At 72.9% G+C, this 14,932-nt stretch carries 13 protein-coding genes; 8 read left to right on the forward strand and 5 right to left on the reverse strand.

The window, feature by feature from the left end; all coding sequences use genetic code 11:
• The first annotated feature begins 216 nt into the window (after positions 1–216).
• On the forward strand, positions 217–528 hold the full coding sequence (groES, locus tag CUT44_RS26570; protein WP_100204513.1) for a co-chaperone GroES: 312 nt from the start codon (positions 217–219) through the stop codon (positions 526–528).
• Positions 529–647: 119 nt separating this feature from the next.
• On the forward strand, positions 648–2,273 hold the full coding sequence (gene groL, locus CUT44_RS26575) for a chaperonin GroEL (RefSeq protein WP_100204514.1): 1,626 nt from the start codon (positions 648–650) through the stop codon (positions 2,271–2,273).
• A 120-nt stretch (positions 2,274–2,393) separates the two neighbouring features.
• On the opposite strand, the gene CUT44_RS26580 is transcribed toward groL, so the two are convergent.
• The 3 genes from CUT44_RS26580 to CUT44_RS26590 are packed head-to-tail and all read right to left on the reverse strand — an operon-like array spanning position 2,394 to position 5,129.
• The gene (locus CUT44_RS26580; RefSeq protein WP_100204515.1) at positions 2,394–3,164 is read right to left on the reverse strand and encodes an SDR family NAD(P)-dependent oxidoreductase; all 771 of its coding nucleotides are present in this window, start codon (positions 3,162–3,164) and stop codon (positions 2,394–2,396) included.
• 38 nt (positions 3,165–3,202) lie between these two features.
• On the reverse strand, positions 3,203–4,030 hold the full coding sequence (locus tag CUT44_RS26585) for an MOSC domain-containing protein (RefSeq protein WP_100204516.1): 828 nt from the start codon (positions 4,028–4,030) through the stop codon (positions 3,203–3,205).
• A 10-nt stretch (positions 4,031–4,040) separates the two neighbouring features.
• Positions 4,041–5,129, reverse strand: a complete 1,089-nt coding sequence (locus CUT44_RS26590; protein ID WP_100204517.1) for an IS630 family transposase — start codon at positions 5,127–5,129, stop codon at positions 4,041–4,043.
• A 152-nt stretch (positions 5,130–5,281) separates the two neighbouring features.
• Here CUT44_RS26590 and CUT44_RS26595 point away from each other — a divergent pair, with 152 nt between their 5' ends.
• Positions 5,282–6,232 (forward strand): LysR family transcriptional regulator, encoded by a 951-nt coding sequence (locus CUT44_RS26595; protein WP_100204518.1) that lies wholly within the window; start codon positions 5,282–5,284, stop codon positions 6,230–6,232.
• 83 nt (positions 6,233–6,315) lie between these two features.
• On the opposite strand, the gene CUT44_RS26600 is transcribed toward CUT44_RS26595, so the two are convergent.
• Complete coding sequence (locus CUT44_RS26600) at positions 6,316–6,621, reverse strand: WhiB family transcriptional regulator (protein ID WP_100204519.1); 306 nt, start codon at positions 6,619–6,621, stop codon at positions 6,316–6,318.
• 388 nt (positions 6,622–7,009) lie between these two features.
• On the opposite strand from CUT44_RS26600, the gene CUT44_RS26605 reads away from it, so the two are divergent.
• The 4 genes from CUT44_RS26605 to CUT44_RS26620 all read left to right on the forward strand — a co-directional run bounded on the left by CUT44_RS26605 (position 7,010) and on the right by CUT44_RS26620 (position 11,552).
• Entirely contained in the window at positions 7,010–7,621 is a 612-nt protein-coding gene (locus CUT44_RS26605) for a response regulator transcription factor (RefSeq protein WP_003948568.1), read from the forward strand.
• Between the two features lie 344 nt (positions 7,622–7,965).
• Positions 7,966–8,562, forward strand: a complete 597-nt coding sequence (locus tag CUT44_RS26610) for a sigma-70 family RNA polymerase sigma factor (protein ID WP_332888291.1) — start codon at positions 7,966–7,968, stop codon at positions 8,560–8,562.
• Positions 8,563–8,779: 217 nt separating this feature from the next.
• On the forward strand, positions 8,780–10,309 hold the full coding sequence (guaB, locus tag CUT44_RS26615; RefSeq protein WP_100204601.1) for an IMP dehydrogenase: 1,530 nt from the start codon (positions 8,780–8,782) through the stop codon (positions 10,307–10,309).
• 133 nt (positions 10,310–10,442) lie between these two features.
• Positions 10,443–11,552 (forward strand): GuaB3 family IMP dehydrogenase-related protein, encoded by a 1,110-nt coding sequence (locus CUT44_RS26620; protein WP_100204521.1) that lies wholly within the window; start codon positions 10,443–10,445, stop codon positions 11,550–11,552.
• A 73-nt stretch (positions 11,553–11,625) separates the two neighbouring features.
• Here CUT44_RS26620 and CUT44_RS26625 read toward each other — a convergent pair whose 3' ends face one another.
• Positions 11,626–12,888 carry a nucleotide sugar dehydrogenase gene (locus CUT44_RS26625; RefSeq protein ID WP_100204522.1) on the reverse strand — a complete coding sequence of 421 codons (1,263 nt, stop codon included), beginning with the start codon at positions 12,886–12,888 and terminating at the stop codon, positions 11,626–11,628.
• 312 nt (positions 12,889–13,200) lie between these two features.
• Here CUT44_RS26625 and CUT44_RS26630 point away from each other — a divergent pair, with 312 nt between their 5' ends.
• Positions 13,201–14,907 carry a glycerol-3-phosphate dehydrogenase/oxidase gene (locus tag CUT44_RS26630; RefSeq protein ID WP_100204523.1) on the forward strand — a complete coding sequence of 569 codons (1,707 nt, stop codon included), beginning with the start codon at positions 13,201–13,203 and terminating at the stop codon, positions 14,905–14,907.
• Positions 14,908–14,932 lie beyond the last annotated feature (25 nt).

Consider the following 14,932-nt stretch of genomic DNA (forward strand, 5'->3'; position numbering starts at 1 on the left):
GGGGCCAGCGTACCGGCGCGGGTGCGCGCAACGCGCCGTGCGTTGGCACTCCGGTTGACTGAGTGCTAACGCCCGCATAGTCTCGGATCTGGCACTCCCCCATGGAGAGTGCCAATCCAGCGACAGGCAGATCCGGCACCCGCGACGACGGATCTACCAGGTCGCCACCCCAGACATCCAAACCCCGCTGAGATCTCCGAAGGGGGAGGTCGGATCGTGACGACCGCCACTAGCTCCAAGGTTGCCATCAAGCCGCTCGAGGACCGCATCGTGGTCCAGCCGCTCGACGCGGAACAGACCACGGCCTCGGGCCTGGTCATCCCGGACACGGCCAAGGAGAAGCCCCAGGAGGGCACCGTCCTGGCCGTCGGTCCGGGCCGCTTCGAGAACGGCAACCGGCTGCCGCTCGACGTCAAGGTCGGCGACATCGTGCTGTACAGCAAGTACGGCGGCACCGAGGTGAAGTACAGCGGCGAGGAGTACCTCGTCCTCTCGGCTCGCGACGTCCTCGCGATCATCGAGAAGTAAGAAGCAGGCGGCGAAGGCCGCCTGTGATCCGCGCCCCGGCACCCGCCTCTGACACAGCCGGGGCCGGGGCGCGGATCGTTCGACGAGGACCCCACAGGCCCGGGAGGACCGAAGCAACCATGGCGAAGATCCTGAAGTTCGACGAGGACGCCCGTCGCGCCCTCGAGCGCGGCGTCAACAAGCTTGCCGACACCGTGAAGGTGACGATCGGCCCCAGGGGCCGCAACGTCGTCATCGACAAGAAGTTCGGCGCCCCGACCATCACCAACGACGGTGTCACCATCGCCCGTGAGGTCGAGGTCGACGACCCCTACGAGAACATGGGCGCCCAGCTCGTGAAGGAGGTGGCGACCAAGACCAACGACATCGCGGGCGACGGCACCACCACCGCCACCGTGCTGGCCCAGGCGCTGGTCCGCGAGGGCCTGCGCAACGTCGCCGCCGGCGCGTCCCCCGCCGCCCTGAAGAAGGGCATCGACGCCGCGGTCAAGGCCGTCTCCGACGAGCTGCTCGCCGTCGCGCGGCCGATCGACGAGAAGTCCGACATCGCCGCCGTCGCCGCGCTGTCCGCCCAGGACAAGCAGGTCGGCGAGCTGATCGCCGAGGCGATGGACAAGGTCGGCAAGGACGGTGTGATCACCGTCGAGGAGTCCAACACCTTCGGTCTGGAGCTGGACTTCACCGAGGGCATGGCCTTCGACAAGGGTTACCTGTCGCCGTACATGGTGACCGACCAGGAGCGGATGGAGGCCGTCCTCGACGACCCGTACATCCTGATCCACCAGGGCAAGATCTCCTCCATCCAGGACCTGCTGCCGCTGCTGGAGAAGATCATCCAGGCGAACAGCTCCAAGCCGCTGCTGATCATCGCCGAGGACGTCGAGGGCGAGGCCCTGTCCACGCTGGTGGTCAACAAGATCCGCGGCACCTTCAACGCGGTGGCCGTCAAGGCCCCGGGCTTCGGCGACCGCCGCAAGGCGATGCTCGGCGACATGGCGACGCTGACCGGCGCCACCGTCATCGCCGAGGAGGTCGGCCTGAAGCTGGACCAGGCCGGTCTGGACGTGCTGGGCACCGCCCGCCGCGTGACCGTCACCAAGGACGACACCACCATCGTCGACGGCGGCGGCAAGAGCGAGGACGTGCAGGGCCGGGTCGCGCAGATCAAGGCCGAGATCGAGACCACCGACTCCGACTGGGACCGCGAGAAGCTGCAGGAGCGCCTCGCCAAGCTGGCCGGCGGCGTGTGCGTGATCCGGGTGGGCGCGGCCACCGAGGTCGAGCTCAAGGAGAAGAAGCACCGTCTGGAGGACGCCATCTCCGCGACCCGCGCCGCGGTCGAGGAGGGCATCGTCTCCGGCGGTGGTTCCGCGCTGGTCCACGCCGCCAAGGTGCTGGAAGGCAGCCTGGGCAAGGAGGGCGACGAGGCCACCGGTGTCGCGGTCGTCCGCAAGTCGCTGGTCGAGCCGATGCGCTGGATCGCCGAGAACGCCGGCCTGGAGGGCTACGTCATCACCTCCAAGGTCGCCGAGCTGGAGAAGGGCCACGGCTTCAACGCCGCCACCGGCGAGTACGTCGACCTGGTCAAGGCCGGCGTCATCGACCCGGTGAAGGTCACCCGCTCCGCCCTGGAGAACGCCGCCTCCATCGCCTCGCTGCTGCTGACGACCGAGACCCTGGTCGTGGAGAAGCCCGCCGAGGAGGAGCCGGAGGCCGCCGGCCACGGTCACGGCCACGCCCACTGAGGCACCCGCTGAGGCGTCCGCCGGGGCCGCACCTTCCCGGCCCCGGCCGCCGCGCGGTACGGTCCGGCTCCCCCCGCGGGGGGAGCCGGACCGTTGTCGTGCCGCCGCCGGTACGGCCCGTCACCTCGGGCCGAAGCGCCCGACGCTGGAGGACACGCGGGAGACCAGGCCGCGGGGCGCCAGCCGGGCCACGCCCAGGAGCGTCTTGTAACGCGGGTCCGGAATGCACAGGACCCGGCCCCTGGCCAGATCCGCCATGGCCGTGTCCACGACGCGGTCCGCGTTCAGCCACATCCACCCCGGCACCTTCTCCGTCCGCATCTCGGCGCGCTGGTGGAACTCGGTCCGCACGAAGCCCGGACACAGCGCCATCAGCCGCACCCCCGACGGGCCCAGGTCCCGGGCCGCGCCCTGGGTGAACTGCGCGATCCACGCCTTGGAGGCACCGTAGGTGCCGCGCGGCACGAAGGCCGTCACCGAGGACACGTTGACCACCGCGCCCCGGCCCCGTTCGCGCATGCTCCCCACGGCCGCCGTGGTCAGCCGCAGCACGGCCTCGCAGTGCACCTTGAGCATCCGCAGCTCGTCCTCCATCGGGACCTCCGGATAGCGCCCCTTGTGGCCGAAGCCGGCGTTGTTGACCAGCATCTCGACCGGGTGCTTCCGGTCGCGGAGCCGCTCCTCGACCGCCTCGATGCCCTCGTCCGTGGCCAGGTCGGCGGTGAGTATGGACGCCTCGACGCCGTGCCGGTCGTGCAGTTCCGTGGCGTGCCGCCGCAGCCGCTCGGTGTCCCGGGCCACCAGCACCACGTCGTGCTTGTCGCGCGCCAGCCGCCGGGCGAACGCCGCCCCGATGCCCGCGGTGGCTCCTGTGATCAGTGCAGTCGTCATACGGGCACGCTATCCGGCCGGGCGGACGGACCGGCCGGTCAGGAGGCGCCGGAAGCGCCGGGAGACGCCGGGGGGCGCGCCGTCCGGCCCCTCTTTTCGGTCTCCCCGGTCTCCCGGGCCTGCCCGGCGTACCGCCGCGCCTCCTCGTACTCCCGGGGCGGCAGCGCGTCCCCGGCGGCCAGGACGCGCGGGAGCAGTTCGCGCTCGGTGGTCAGCGCGCGGAAGAGGAAGGCGGAGGTCACCTCGTGGTCCGGCCGGTACAGGATCTCGACGGGGTCCCCGGCGCGGATCTCGCCCGGCTCGACCACCCGCAGATAGGCGCCGGGCACGGCTGCCCGGGTGAACCGCTTCAGCCAGCGTTCCGGGCGCTTCCCCGGATCACCGGAGGTCCCGGGACCTCCCGGACCCTCCTCGGCGCCCCGTGCGGAGGGGGACGCCGGGAGGACGCCCAGTTCCGTCAGCCGGCCGGTGAACGTGCGGCAGGGGGTGCGGGTGGTGGAGACCTCCAGCACCACCCGTTCCCCGACGCGCCAGCGCTCGCCGATCAGGGCGCCGCACACGTCGACTCCCGCGGTGGTCAGGTTCTCGCCGAAGACGCCGTTCGGCAGGTCCCGGCCGAGGGCCGCCGCCCAGTCGTCCAGGTCCTCCCGGGCGTAGGCGTACACGGCCTGGTGGTCGCCGCCGTGGAAGCGCAGGTCGCCGACGAAGTCCCCGGCGAGCCCGCTGCCGCCCGCGCCCCTGGGGCCGGGCGCGGCCACGGCGACCGGGCCGTCGGCCGGCCGCTTGCCGATACCGGTGGCCCCGCCGGGGGCGTCGGTGTAGTCGGCGGCGCGGGGCCGGGCCAGGTTCACGGAGAGAAGTCGCATGGCAGGCAGGCTAGTGTCCTGAGTCGTTAGTTCGTGTGCAGTATGCGGCGAGGGTGTCGAGGATCTCGTCTGCGGTCTTGGTCCACATGAACGGCTTGGGGTTCTTGTTCCACTCGTTGATCCAGCCGCGGATGTCTCGTTCCAGCTCGACGACGCTGCGGTGGGCCGAGCGGCGGAGTTTGCGGCAGGTCAGCTCGGCGAACCAGCGCTCGACGAGGTTGAGCCAGGAGGCGGAGGTGGGGGTGAAGTGCAGGTGGAAGCGAGGGTGTCGCAGTAGCCACTTCTTGACCGCTTCGGTCTTGTGGGTGGCGTAGTTGTCCAGGACCAGGTGCAGGTCCAGGTCCTTGGGCACGGCGGCGTCGATGGTCTTCAGGAAGCGGAGGAACTCCTGGTGGCGGTGGCGTCGGTAGTGCTGGGCGATGACCGAGCCGGAGGCGATGTCCAGGGCGGCGAACAGGCTGGTGGTGCCGTGCCGGACGTAGTCGTGCGTCATCCGCGCCGGCGTGGTCGGTGCCAGCGGCAGCACCGGCTGGGTGCGGTCCAGGGCCTGGATCTGCGACTTCTCGTCCACCGCCAGAACCAGGGCGTTCTCCGGCGGGGACAGGTAGATGCCCACCACGTCACGGACCTTGGTCACGAACTGCGGGTCGGTGGACAGCTTCCAGGTCTGCACGATGTGCGGCTTGAGGCCGAACGCCCGCCAGATCCGGGCCACGGCCGACTGCGACATGCCCGCGGCCTGGGCCATCGACCGCGTCGACCAGTGCGAATCCCCCGACGGGGGCGCCTGGTCCAGGGTCCGGGCGACCAGGGACTCCACCTGCTCGTCGGTGATCTGGCGCGGGGCACCGGAGCGCGGAGCGTCGACCAGCCCCTCAAGACGGTCGGAAGCGAACCTGGACCGCCACTTGCGCACCGTCTCCCGCGAGATACCGAGCTCCTGCGCGACCTGCGCGTTCGGGCGGCCCTCGGCGCATGCCAGCACGATCCTCGCGCGCAGCACCAGGGCCTGAGACGCGGTCCGCTTGCGCAACCAGCCTCGCAGTACGCGGCGTTCGCGCTCGGACAACTCCAATGACAACGGCTTCGGGCCCGGCATCCCCCAACCCTACAACCGCCAACGAACTATCGACTCAGGACACTAGAACAACGGCGGGCCCGGGCCCCGGCGGGGGCGAGCGGGTGCCCGGACGCCGGTCCGGCCCCGCCCGCGGAGTCCGCTTGTGGTGGAGCGGTGCTTATGGTGGAGCGGTGATCGAGGCCCGCCATCTCCGGGTGCTGCGCACCGTGGCCCGCACCGGGTCGTTCTCCGCCGCCGCCCGCGAACTGGGCTGCACCCAGCCCGCCGTCAGCCAGCAGATGAGGGCGCTGGAGCGGACGGTGGGCACTTTGCTGCTGGTCCGCACGGGCCGGGAGACCCGGCTGACCGAGGCGGGCGAGGCGCTGGTGCGGCACGCCGCCGGCATCCTGGCCTCGCTGACCGCGGCCGAGGAGGAGGTCGCGGCCATCGCCGGGCTGCGGGCGGGCCGGGTGCGGCTGGTGTCCTTCCCCAGCGCCAGCGCCACCCTGGTGCCGGGTGCTTTCGCCGCGCTGCGCGCGGAGCACCCCGGCGTCCGGATGTCGCTGGTCGAGGCGCAGCCGCCGTCCTCGGTGGAGATGCTCCGCGAGGGGGAGTGCGAGATCGCGCTCGCCTACCGCTACCCGGACCCCGCCGCCGGTGCGGGCTCCGGTGCGCCGGAGGCCGGGCAGGAGCCCGGGCAGGAGGGCGAGGAGTGGGGGAAGGACGGACTGGTGGCGCGGCCGCTGCTCACCGACCGGCTCGTCGGGCTGGTCCCCCGGGACCACCGGCTGGCGGACGCGGAGCGCGTGGAACTCGCGGAACTGGCCGGGGAGTCCTGGATCGCGGGCTGTCCGCGCTGCCGCCGCCAGTTGGTGCGGATCTGCGGGCGGGCGGGTTTCACCCCGCGCATCGACTTCGCCACCGACGACTACCCGGCCGCGGTGGGGCTGGTCGGCGCGGGCCTGGGCGTGGCGGTGCTGTCCGAGATGGCGCTGGAGCCGGTGCGTCCCAGAGGGGTGCGGACGGTGCGGATCGGCCCGGAGGTGCGGCGCGAGGTGGTGGCGCTGACGCTGCCGGACCTCGCGCGCGTACCGGTGGTCGCGGCCGTACTGGACCGGCTGTCCGCCGCCGCCCGGCGCTGAGCGGCCCGCCCCGCCCCGCCTCGCCTCACTCGCGTCCCGGGCCGGGCCGGACGGGGGACCGGTCCTTTTGGCGAAGCCGTCCGTCAGCCGCCGCCGGCCACGGCCAGCCGGCTGCGGGCCCGGCCCATCAGCTCCTCGCGCTCGTCCTCGGTCAGACCGCCCCACACTCCGTACGGCTCGCGCACCGTGAGCGCGTGGGAGGCGCACTCCGACCGGACCGGGCAGCGCATGCAGACCTCCTTGGCGGAGGCCTCGCGCGCGCTGCGCGCCGCCCCTCGCTCTCCCTCGGGGTGGAAGAACAGCGAACTGTCGACTCCCCGGCAGGCGGCCAGCAGCTGCCAGTCCCACAGATCGGCGTTGGGCCCCGGTAGGCGGGAGAAATCTGCCATGGCTTGTCCTCTCGGAAGCGCACTGATGCCGGTGAACCAGTCGAGAACAGTCACGACCGTACATCCACGGTACGAGTAGATGTAAATATGTATCTTCGCGATTCAGGCGGCAGACGCGAACAATAAAAAGAAAACCCGCCAAACAGGGCAAATGACGACACGGCCGCTGAACTGGGCCGGATACCCCCTCCGTGTCCGGGCCATCACGTAGGGTGTTGAAAGCGGGCGCCGGAGACCGTAACTCTTTCGGGTGACCGTCGTTGAGTGTGCGGAGGCGGTTGGCGAGGGCGAGTGCCGGACGGATGTCCGGGCCGGTCAACCGCACAGGTGACGATTCGTACCAGCCCTGGAGGCCAAAGGTGATGCGCATGAGCTGCGGAGGGCGACCATGACTTCCGTCCTCGTCTGCGACGACTCCCCGCTCGCCCGAGAGGCGCTGCGCCGCGCGGTCGCGACCGTGCCCGGCGTGGAACGTGTGACCACGGCGGCCAACGGCGAGGAGGTCCTCCGCCGCTGGGGGGCCGACCGCTCCGATCTCATCCTGATGGACGTGCGGATGCCCGGTCTGGGCGGCGTCGAGACCGTGCGGCGCCTGCTGTCGGCCGATCCGGGCGCCCGCATCATCATGCTGACCGTCGCCGAGGACCTCGACGGGGTGGCGCTCGCCGTCGCCGCGGGGGCCCGCGGCTATCTGCACAAGGATGCCTCGCGCGCCGAACTGCGGGCCACGGTCACCCAGGCGCTGGCCGACCCCACCTGGCGGCTCGCGCCGCGCCGGCTGCGCTCGGCCGAGATGGGCGCCGCCCCCACCCTCACCGCGCGGGAGATCCAGGTCCTGGAGGGCATGAGCCACGGCCGTTCCAACGCCGAGATCGGGCGGGAGCTGTTCCTCTCCGAGGACACGGTGAAGACGCACGCGCGGCGGCTGTTCAAGAAACTGGGCGCCTCCGACCGGGCACACGCCGTGGCGCTCGGTTTCCGCTGGGGGCTCGTCCGCTAGGTGTTCCGTCCCGGGGCGCGGACGGCCGGGGCAGCCGGCCGGGGAGCCGTGGACTCCCCGCCCCACCGGCCCGCCGGGCCCGTCCGGCACGGGGACGGACCCCGGCCCGGAGGGGTTCCGCCCGGCCGCCGGCCGCGGACGGCGGCGGGGCCTTCGGGGGACGGCCCGGTGCCGTAATTTCGCGCGTGCCGCATCCTGGGGGTATGGAGTTCCTCGGGGACCGGACGGCCAGGCGTGAGGGGAGGGCGCGGGACGTGACAGCGAGTGCCCCTGTCCATAACGCTTCGGCGCACAACCACGGACGCGGTGCGGCGGAACTTCCGCCACGGGTGCACCATGGACCGATGCGCGACGACGAGACGTCCCCCGCGGCCGGCGGCCGGGGGGAGATCGGTGCCCTCGTCCGGCGTGCGGCGGAGGGAGACGAGCAGGCCACCCATGACCTGCTGGCCCGCGTCCATCCGCTCGCGCTGCGCTACTGCAGGACACGGCTGACCAGGCTGCCGGGGGACGCCCGGCACTTCGTCGACGACCTGGCCCAGGAGGTCTGCCTGGCGGTGCTGTGCGCGCTGCCGCGCTACCGGGACACCGGCAAGCCCTTCGAGGCGTTCGTCACGGCCATCGCCCAGCACAAGATCGCCGACCTCCAGCGCGCCGCCATGCGGGGCCCGGGCAGTACGGCGGTGCCCTCGGACGAGATGCCCGAGCGGCCCGACGACTCGCTCGGCCCGGAGGAGCGGGCCCTGCTCAGCAGCGATGCCAAGTGGGCGCGGGAACTCCTGGCGAACCTCCCCGAGCACCAGCGCGAGCTGGTGCTGCTGCGGGTCGCGGTCGGGCTGACCGCCGAGGAGACCGGGCAGATGCTCGGAATGTCCCCGGGGGCCGTACGCGTTGCACAGCACCGGGCCCTGTCGAGACTGCGGGCCCTCGCCGAGCAGTGAGACGACCGCCGGGAAGCCGGCCGCCGGTGCCGGCGGTGAACGGGCCGGCGGTGAACGGGCCGGCGGAAGCAGCCGGTAAGCGGCGGGCCGGGTGGCGGCGCGGTGACCGGGACGGTCCGGCGCACGGCCGGATGTCCGGCACCGGGCACCCGGCGGGGCCGATAGCATGGACGCTCGCGCCGGGCAAGAGTATGGGGAAGGTGCCATGGAAGGCGTCATGACGGACAACAGCGGCAGTGTGGGCAGCGCGGAGAGCCCGGAAGGAGTGCCCGCGAAGTTCGCCCCGCTCGGGCTGACGTACGACGACGTGCTGCTGCTCCCCGGCGAGTCGGACATGGCTCCGCAGGACATCGACACCTCCTCGCACGTCTCGCGCAACGTGAAGGTGAACGTCCCGCTGATCTCCGCGGCGATGGACAAGGTCACCGAGGCGCGCATGGCCATCGCCATGGCCCGCCAGGGCGGGGTCGGCGTACTGCACCGCAACCTCTCCATCGAGGACCAGGCCACCCAGGTCGACCGGGTCAAGCGGTCGGAGTCCGGGATGGTCACCGATCCGATCACCATCCGCCCGGACGCCACCCTGGGCGAGGCGGACGAGCTGTGCGGCCGCTTCCGGATCAGCGGGGTGCCGGTCACCGACGCGGCGGGCAGGCTGCTGGGCATCGTCACCAACCGCGACATGGCCTTCGAGACGGACCGCGGCCGCCAGGTCCGCGAGGTCATGACGCCGATGCCGCTGGTCACCGGCAAGGTGGGCATCTCCCGCCCGGACGCGATGGAGCTGCTGCGCCGCCACAAGATCGAGAAGCTGCCGCTGGTCGACGACGAGGGCGTGATCAAGGGCCTGATCACCGTCAAGGACTTCGTCAAGGCCGAGAAGTACCCCAACGCGGCCAAGGACGCCGAGGGCCGGCTCATCGTCGGCGCGGCGGTCGGGGTGGCCGGGGACGCCTACGAGCGGGCCCAGGCTTTGATCGAGGCCGGTGCCGACTTCATCGTCGTGGACACCGCGCACGGCCACTCCCGGCTCGTCGGCGAGATGGTCGCCAAGATCAAGTCCAACTCCCCGGTCGACGTGGTCGGCGGCAACGTCGCCACCCGCGAGGGCGCCCGGGCGCTGGTCGACGCCGGCGCCGACGGCATCAAGGTCGGTGTCGGACCGGGCTCCATCTGCACCACCCGGGTGGTCGCCGGCATCGGCGTCCCGCAGGTCACCGCCATCTACGAGGCCGCGCTCGCCGCCCGGGAGGCCGGTGTCCCGGTCATCGGCGACGGCGGTCTGCAGTACAGCGGCGACATCGCCAAGGCCCTGGTCGCCGGCGCCGACACGGTGATGCTCGGCAGCCTGCTGGCGGGCTGCGAGGAGTCGCCGGGCGAGCTGCTGTTCATCAACGGCAAGCAGTTCAAGTCCTACCGGGGCATGGGGTCGCTGGGCGCGATGCAGTCGCGCGGCCAGGCCAGGTCGTACTCCAAGGACCGCTACTTCCAGGAGGCGGTCGCCGCCGACGACAAGCTCGTCCCCGAGGGCGTCGAGGGCCAGGTCCCCTACCGCGGCCCGCTGGGCGCGGTGGTCCACCAGCTCGTCGGCGGACTGCGGCAGTCGATGTTCTACGTGGGCGGCCGGACGGTCCCGGAGCTGAAGGAGAGGGGCCGCTTCGTGCGCATCACGGCGGCCGGGCTCAAGGAGAGCCACCCGCACGACATCCAGATGACGACCGAGGCGCCGAACTACTCCCGGCGCTGAGCCCGTGACGGCCGCGGTACGGCCCGCCGGACACCCGGCGGGCCGTACCGCGGCCGTCCGCCGCCCCGGGTGCGGTTCCCGCCGAGGCTCTCGGGGATACTTGGGGCCGTAGACCGTAGGAAGGGCCCAGCACGTGACTGAGATCGAGATCGGCCGTGGCAAGCGCGGCCGGCGCGCGTACGCCTTCGACGACATCGCCGTGGTGCCCAGCAGGCGCACCCGGGACCCGGAGGAGGTCTCGATCGCCTGGCAGATCGACGCCTACCGCTTCGAGCTGCCGTTCCTGGCCGCGCCGATGGACTCGGTCGTCTCGCCGCGCACCGCCGTCCGCATCGGTGAGATGGGCGGCGTGGGGGTGCTCAACCTCGAAGGGCTGTGGACGCGCTACGAGGACCCCGAGCCGCTGCTGGCGGAGATCACCGGACTGGACGAGGCGACGGCGACCCGCCGGCTCCAGGAGATCTACTCCGCGCCCATCAGGGAGGAGCTGATCGGGCGGCGGATCAAGGAGGTCCGCGACTCCGGCGTGGTGACGGCCGCCGCGCTCTCCCCGCAGCGCACCGTGCAGTTCTCCAAGGCGGTCGTCGACGCGGGCGTGGACCTGTTCGTCATCCGCGGCACCACCGTCTCCGCCGAGCACGTCTCCTCGGCCGCCGAGCCGCTGAACCTCAAGCAGTTCATCTACGAGCTGGACGTCCCCGTCATCGTCGGCGGCTGCGCCACGTACACCGCCGCGCTGCACCTGATGCGCACCGGCGCCGCGGGCGTACTGGTGGGCTTCGGCGGCGGCGCCGCGCACACCACCCGCAGCGTGCTGGGCATCCAGGTGCCGATGGCCACCGCCGTCGCCGACGTGGCGGCGGCCCGCCGCGACTACCTGGACGAGTCCGGCGGCCGGTACGTCCATGTCATCGCCGACGGCGGTGTGGGCCTCTCCGGCGACCTGCCCAAGGCGATCGCCTGCGGCGCGGACGCGGTGATGATGGGCTCCCCGCTGGCCCGTGCCACCGACGCGCCCGGCCGCGGCTACCACTGGGGCATGGAGGCCGCCCACGAGGTCGTCCCGCGCGGCAGGCGGGTGAACCTGGGCACGGTCGGCACCGCCGAGCAGATCCTGCTGGGCCCCTCGGACAGCCCCGACGGCTCCATGAACTTCTTCGGCGCGCTGCGCCGGGCCATGGCCACCACGGGCTACTCGGAACTCAAGGAGTTCCAGCGCGTGGAGGTCACCGTCTCCCGCTGACCGGCGGGAGCGCGCGAGTGACGGGCCGGGGCCCGCGGACGGACGGTCCGCGGGTCCCGGCCCCGTCCGTTCGTCACAGCCGGTGGGCGGCGCCCGCCGGGCTGGCGCCGCGGGTGTCGAGGAGGAGCTGGGCCTTGGCGGACAGGCTCTGCAGGTCGTAGACGCGGTGGTGCTGGAGCAGCAGGGTCAGGTCGGCCGCGGCGGCGGACTCGTACAGCGAGTCGGCGCGCGGCACGGGCCGGCCCGCCACCTCCCAGCGCGGCACGTGCGGGTCGTGGTAGCCGATCCGCGCGCCCAGGTCCAGCAGCCGCCGGGCGATCTCGGGGGCGGGGGAGCCGGTCCGGTCGGCGAGGTCCGCCTTGTAGGTGACGCCGAGCAGCAGCACCCGTGCGCCGCGGGCCGACTTGCCGTGCTCGTTGAGGAGGGCGGCCGCCCGGTGGGCCACATAGCGGGGCATCCGGGCGTTGGCCTCCAGGGCGGCCCCGACCAGCCGCAGCGGGCAGTCCGAGGTGCGCTCCCCGCGGTCCAGCCGGGCGGGGTCGACGGGGAGGCCGTGGCCGCCCACCCCGGGGCCGGGCCGGAAGGGCAGGAAGCCGAAGGGCTTGGTCTCCGCGCAGCGGAGCACGTCCCACAGATCGACGCCGAGGTCGTGGCAGAGCACCGCCATCTCGTTGACCAGGGCGATGTTGACGTGCCGGAAGTTGGTCTCCAGCACCGCCGTCATCTCGGCCTCGCGCAGTCCGCGCGCCCGCACCACCTTCTCGGTCAGCCGCCCGTAGAACGCGGCGGCGGCCTCGGTGCAGGCCGGGGTCAGTCCGCCGATGACGCGCGGGGTGTTGGCGTAGCCGTGGGCGCGGTTGCCCGGGTCCAGCCGGGGTGGGGCGCAGGCGAGGTGGAAGTCGTGCCCGGCGCGCAGCCCCGAGGCCCGCTCCAGCAGCGGGGCGACGTACTCCTCGGTGCCACCCGGCCGGACGGCCGACTCCACCACGACGGTGGTGCGCGGGCGCAGATGCTCGCCCAGGGCCAGGGCCGCCGCCCGTACCGCGCCCAGGTCCGGCGCGCCGTCCTCGCCCGGTGGGGTGGGGGCGCAGATCAGGGCGGTGCGCACCCGGCTGAGGACGGCCGGGTCGCGGGTCGCCCGGAAGCCCGCCGAGAGCATCCGGCGGACCTCGGCCGCCGACAGCCCGCCGCCCGCCGGGGGACGCCCGGCGCCCAGCTCGGCGACGGTGTCCGCGTCGGGGTCGTAGCCGACGGTGCCGATGCCGGCGGTGGTGGCCGCGCGGGCCGCGGGCAGGCCGAGACGGCCCAGACCGAGGACGGCGAGATCGACGGGCATGAGGTGGTGTCCCTTTCCCTGTCGCCGGCGGACGGGGCCGGTTCGGCTTGCGGACCGGCCCATGGGTGCTGTCAGGTTAAGCACATATACGACAGATATGGTGGATTGCCCGCGGAGCGGTGCCCCGCGGGGAGCCCAAGGTCGTGGGAATGGCGGAGAGCCGTGAACCTGGACAGGGCGGGACGGCAGGGCAGGGAGGGACACGGAAGGCGGGAAGGGGCGCGAAGAAGGGGCGCGCGCGTAGGCGGATGGCGCGGGTAACCGGGTAGGGGTCATGGTCGGGGCCGACGGACGACCCATCAGGAGGCAGCGGTGAGGACAGCGGCACTGGGACCGGCCGAGCGGGCCGAGGCACTCGCCCGCATGGCGGAACGCGAGCTGGACGTACTGGTCGTCGGCGGCGGTGTGGTCGGGGCCGGCACCGCCCTGGACGCGGCCACCCGGGGCCTGAGCACCGGGCTCGTCGAGGCCCGCGACTGGGCCTCGGGCACCTCCAGCCGCTCCAGCAAGCTGATCCACGGCGGGCTGCGCTATCTGGAGATGCTGGACTTCACCCTGGTGCGCGAGGCCCTCAAGGAACGCGGCCTGCTGCTGCGGCGGATCGCCCCCCACCTGGTCAAACCCGTCCCCTTCCTCTACCCCCTGAAGCACCGGGCCTGGGAGCGGCTGTACGCGGGCTCCGGCGTGGCGCTGTACGACGTGCTCGGCACCGCCTCCGGGCGCAGCCGCGGCCTGCCCCACCACCGGCACCTGACCCGCCGCCAGGCCCTGCGCGTCGCCCCGTGCCTGCGCAAGGACGCCCTGGTGGGAGCCCTGCAGTACTACGACGCGCAGATGGACGACGCCCGCTACGTCGCCGCCCTGGTCCGCACCGCCGCCGCCTACGGCACCCACGCCGCCAACCGGGCGCGGGTGGTCGGCTTCCTGCGCGAGGGCGAACGGGTGGTCGGCGCCCGGGTGCGGGACCTGGAGCAGGGCGGCGAGTACGAGGTGCGCGCCCGCCAGGTGGTGAACGCCACCGGGGTGTGGACCGACGACACCCAGCGGATGATCGCCGAGCGCGGGCAGTTCCACGTCCGCGCCTCCAAGGGCATCCACCTGGTGGTGCCCAAGGACCGCATCCACTCCTCCACCGGGCTGATCCTGCGCACCGAGAAGAGCGTGCTGTTCGTCATCCCCTGGGGGCGGCACTGGATCGTCGGCACCACCGACACCGGCTGGGACCTGGACAAGGCCCATCCGGCGGCCTCCAGCGCCGACATCGACTACCTGCTGGACCGGGTCAACGGCGTGCTGGCGGTGCCGCTCACCCGCGACGACGTGGAGGGCGTGTACGCCGGGCTGCGCCCGCTGCTGGCCGGGGAGTCGGAGGCCACCAGCCAGCTCTCCCGCGAGCACACCGTCGCCCACCCGGTGCCGGGCCTGGTGGTGGTCGCGGGCGGCAAGTACACCACCTACCGGGTGATGGCCAAGGACGCCGTCGACGCCGCCGTGCACGGTCTCGACCACCGGGTCGCCCCGTCCTGCACCGAGGACGTACCGCTGGTCGGCGCCGAGGGCTACCCGGCGATGTGGAACGCCCGTGCCCGGATCGCCGCCCGCACCGGGCTGCACGTGGCCCGGGTGGAGCATCTGCTCAACCGGTACGGCGCGCTCACCGACGAGGTGCTGGCACTGGTCGCCGGGGAACCCTCGCTGGGCGAGCCGCTGCCGTACGCGGACGACTACCTGAAGGCCGAGGTGGTGTACGCCTGCTCGCACGAGGGCGCCCGCCACCTGGACGACGTCCTCACCCGCCGCACCCGCATCTCCATCGAGACCTTCGACCGCGGCACCCGCAGCGCCCGCGAGTGCGCCGAGCTGATGGCCTCCGTGCTCGACTGGGACGGCGACCGGATCGAACGCGAGGTGGCGCACTACGAGAAGCGGGTCGAGGCCGAGCGGGAGTCCCAGCGGCAGCCCGACGACCAGACCGCCGACGCCGCGCGGCTGGGCGCCCCGGACATCGTTCCGCTCTGAACCGTTCCGGACCGCTCCGGACCGT

This window comes from Streptomyces carminius, from assembly GCF_002794255.1.
In the GTDB taxonomy this organism is placed as follows: Bacteria; Actinomycetota; Actinomycetes; order Streptomycetales; family Streptomycetaceae; genus Streptomyces; species Streptomyces carminius.

Coding starts and splice junctions, on each gene's coding strand:
- CUT44_RS26610 (WP_332888291.1), top strand. CDS start 7,966: ATGCGCGACGACGAGACGTCCCCCGCGGCCGGCGGCCGGGGGGAGATC.
- CUT44_RS26585 (WP_100204516.1), bottom strand. CDS start 4,030: ATGCGACTTCTCTCCGTGAACCTGGCCCGGCCCCGCGCCGCCGACTAC.
- CUT44_RS26590 (WP_100204517.1), bottom strand. CDS start 5,129: ATGCCGGGCCCGAAGCCGTTGTCATTGGAGTTGTCCGAGCGCGAACGC.
- CUT44_RS26600 (WP_100204519.1), bottom strand. CDS start 6,621: ATGGCAGATTTCTCCCGCCTACCGGGGCCCAACGCCGATCTGTGGGAC.
- CUT44_RS26580 (WP_100204515.1), bottom strand. CDS start 3,164: ATGACGACTGCACTGATCACAGGAGCCACCGCGGGCATCGGGGCGGCG.
- guaB (WP_100204601.1), top strand. CDS start 8,780: ATGACGGACAACAGCGGCAGTGTGGGCAGCGCGGAGAGCCCGGAAGGA.
- CUT44_RS26625 (WP_100204522.1), bottom strand. CDS start 12,888: ATGCCCGTCGATCTCGCCGTCCTCGGTCTGGGCCGTCTCGGCCTGCCC.
- CUT44_RS26605 (WP_003948568.1), top strand. CDS start 7,010: ATGACTTCCGTCCTCGTCTGCGACGACTCCCCGCTCGCCCGAGAGGCG.
- groL (WP_100204514.1), top strand. CDS start 648: ATGGCGAAGATCCTGAAGTTCGACGAGGACGCCCGTCGCGCCCTCGAG.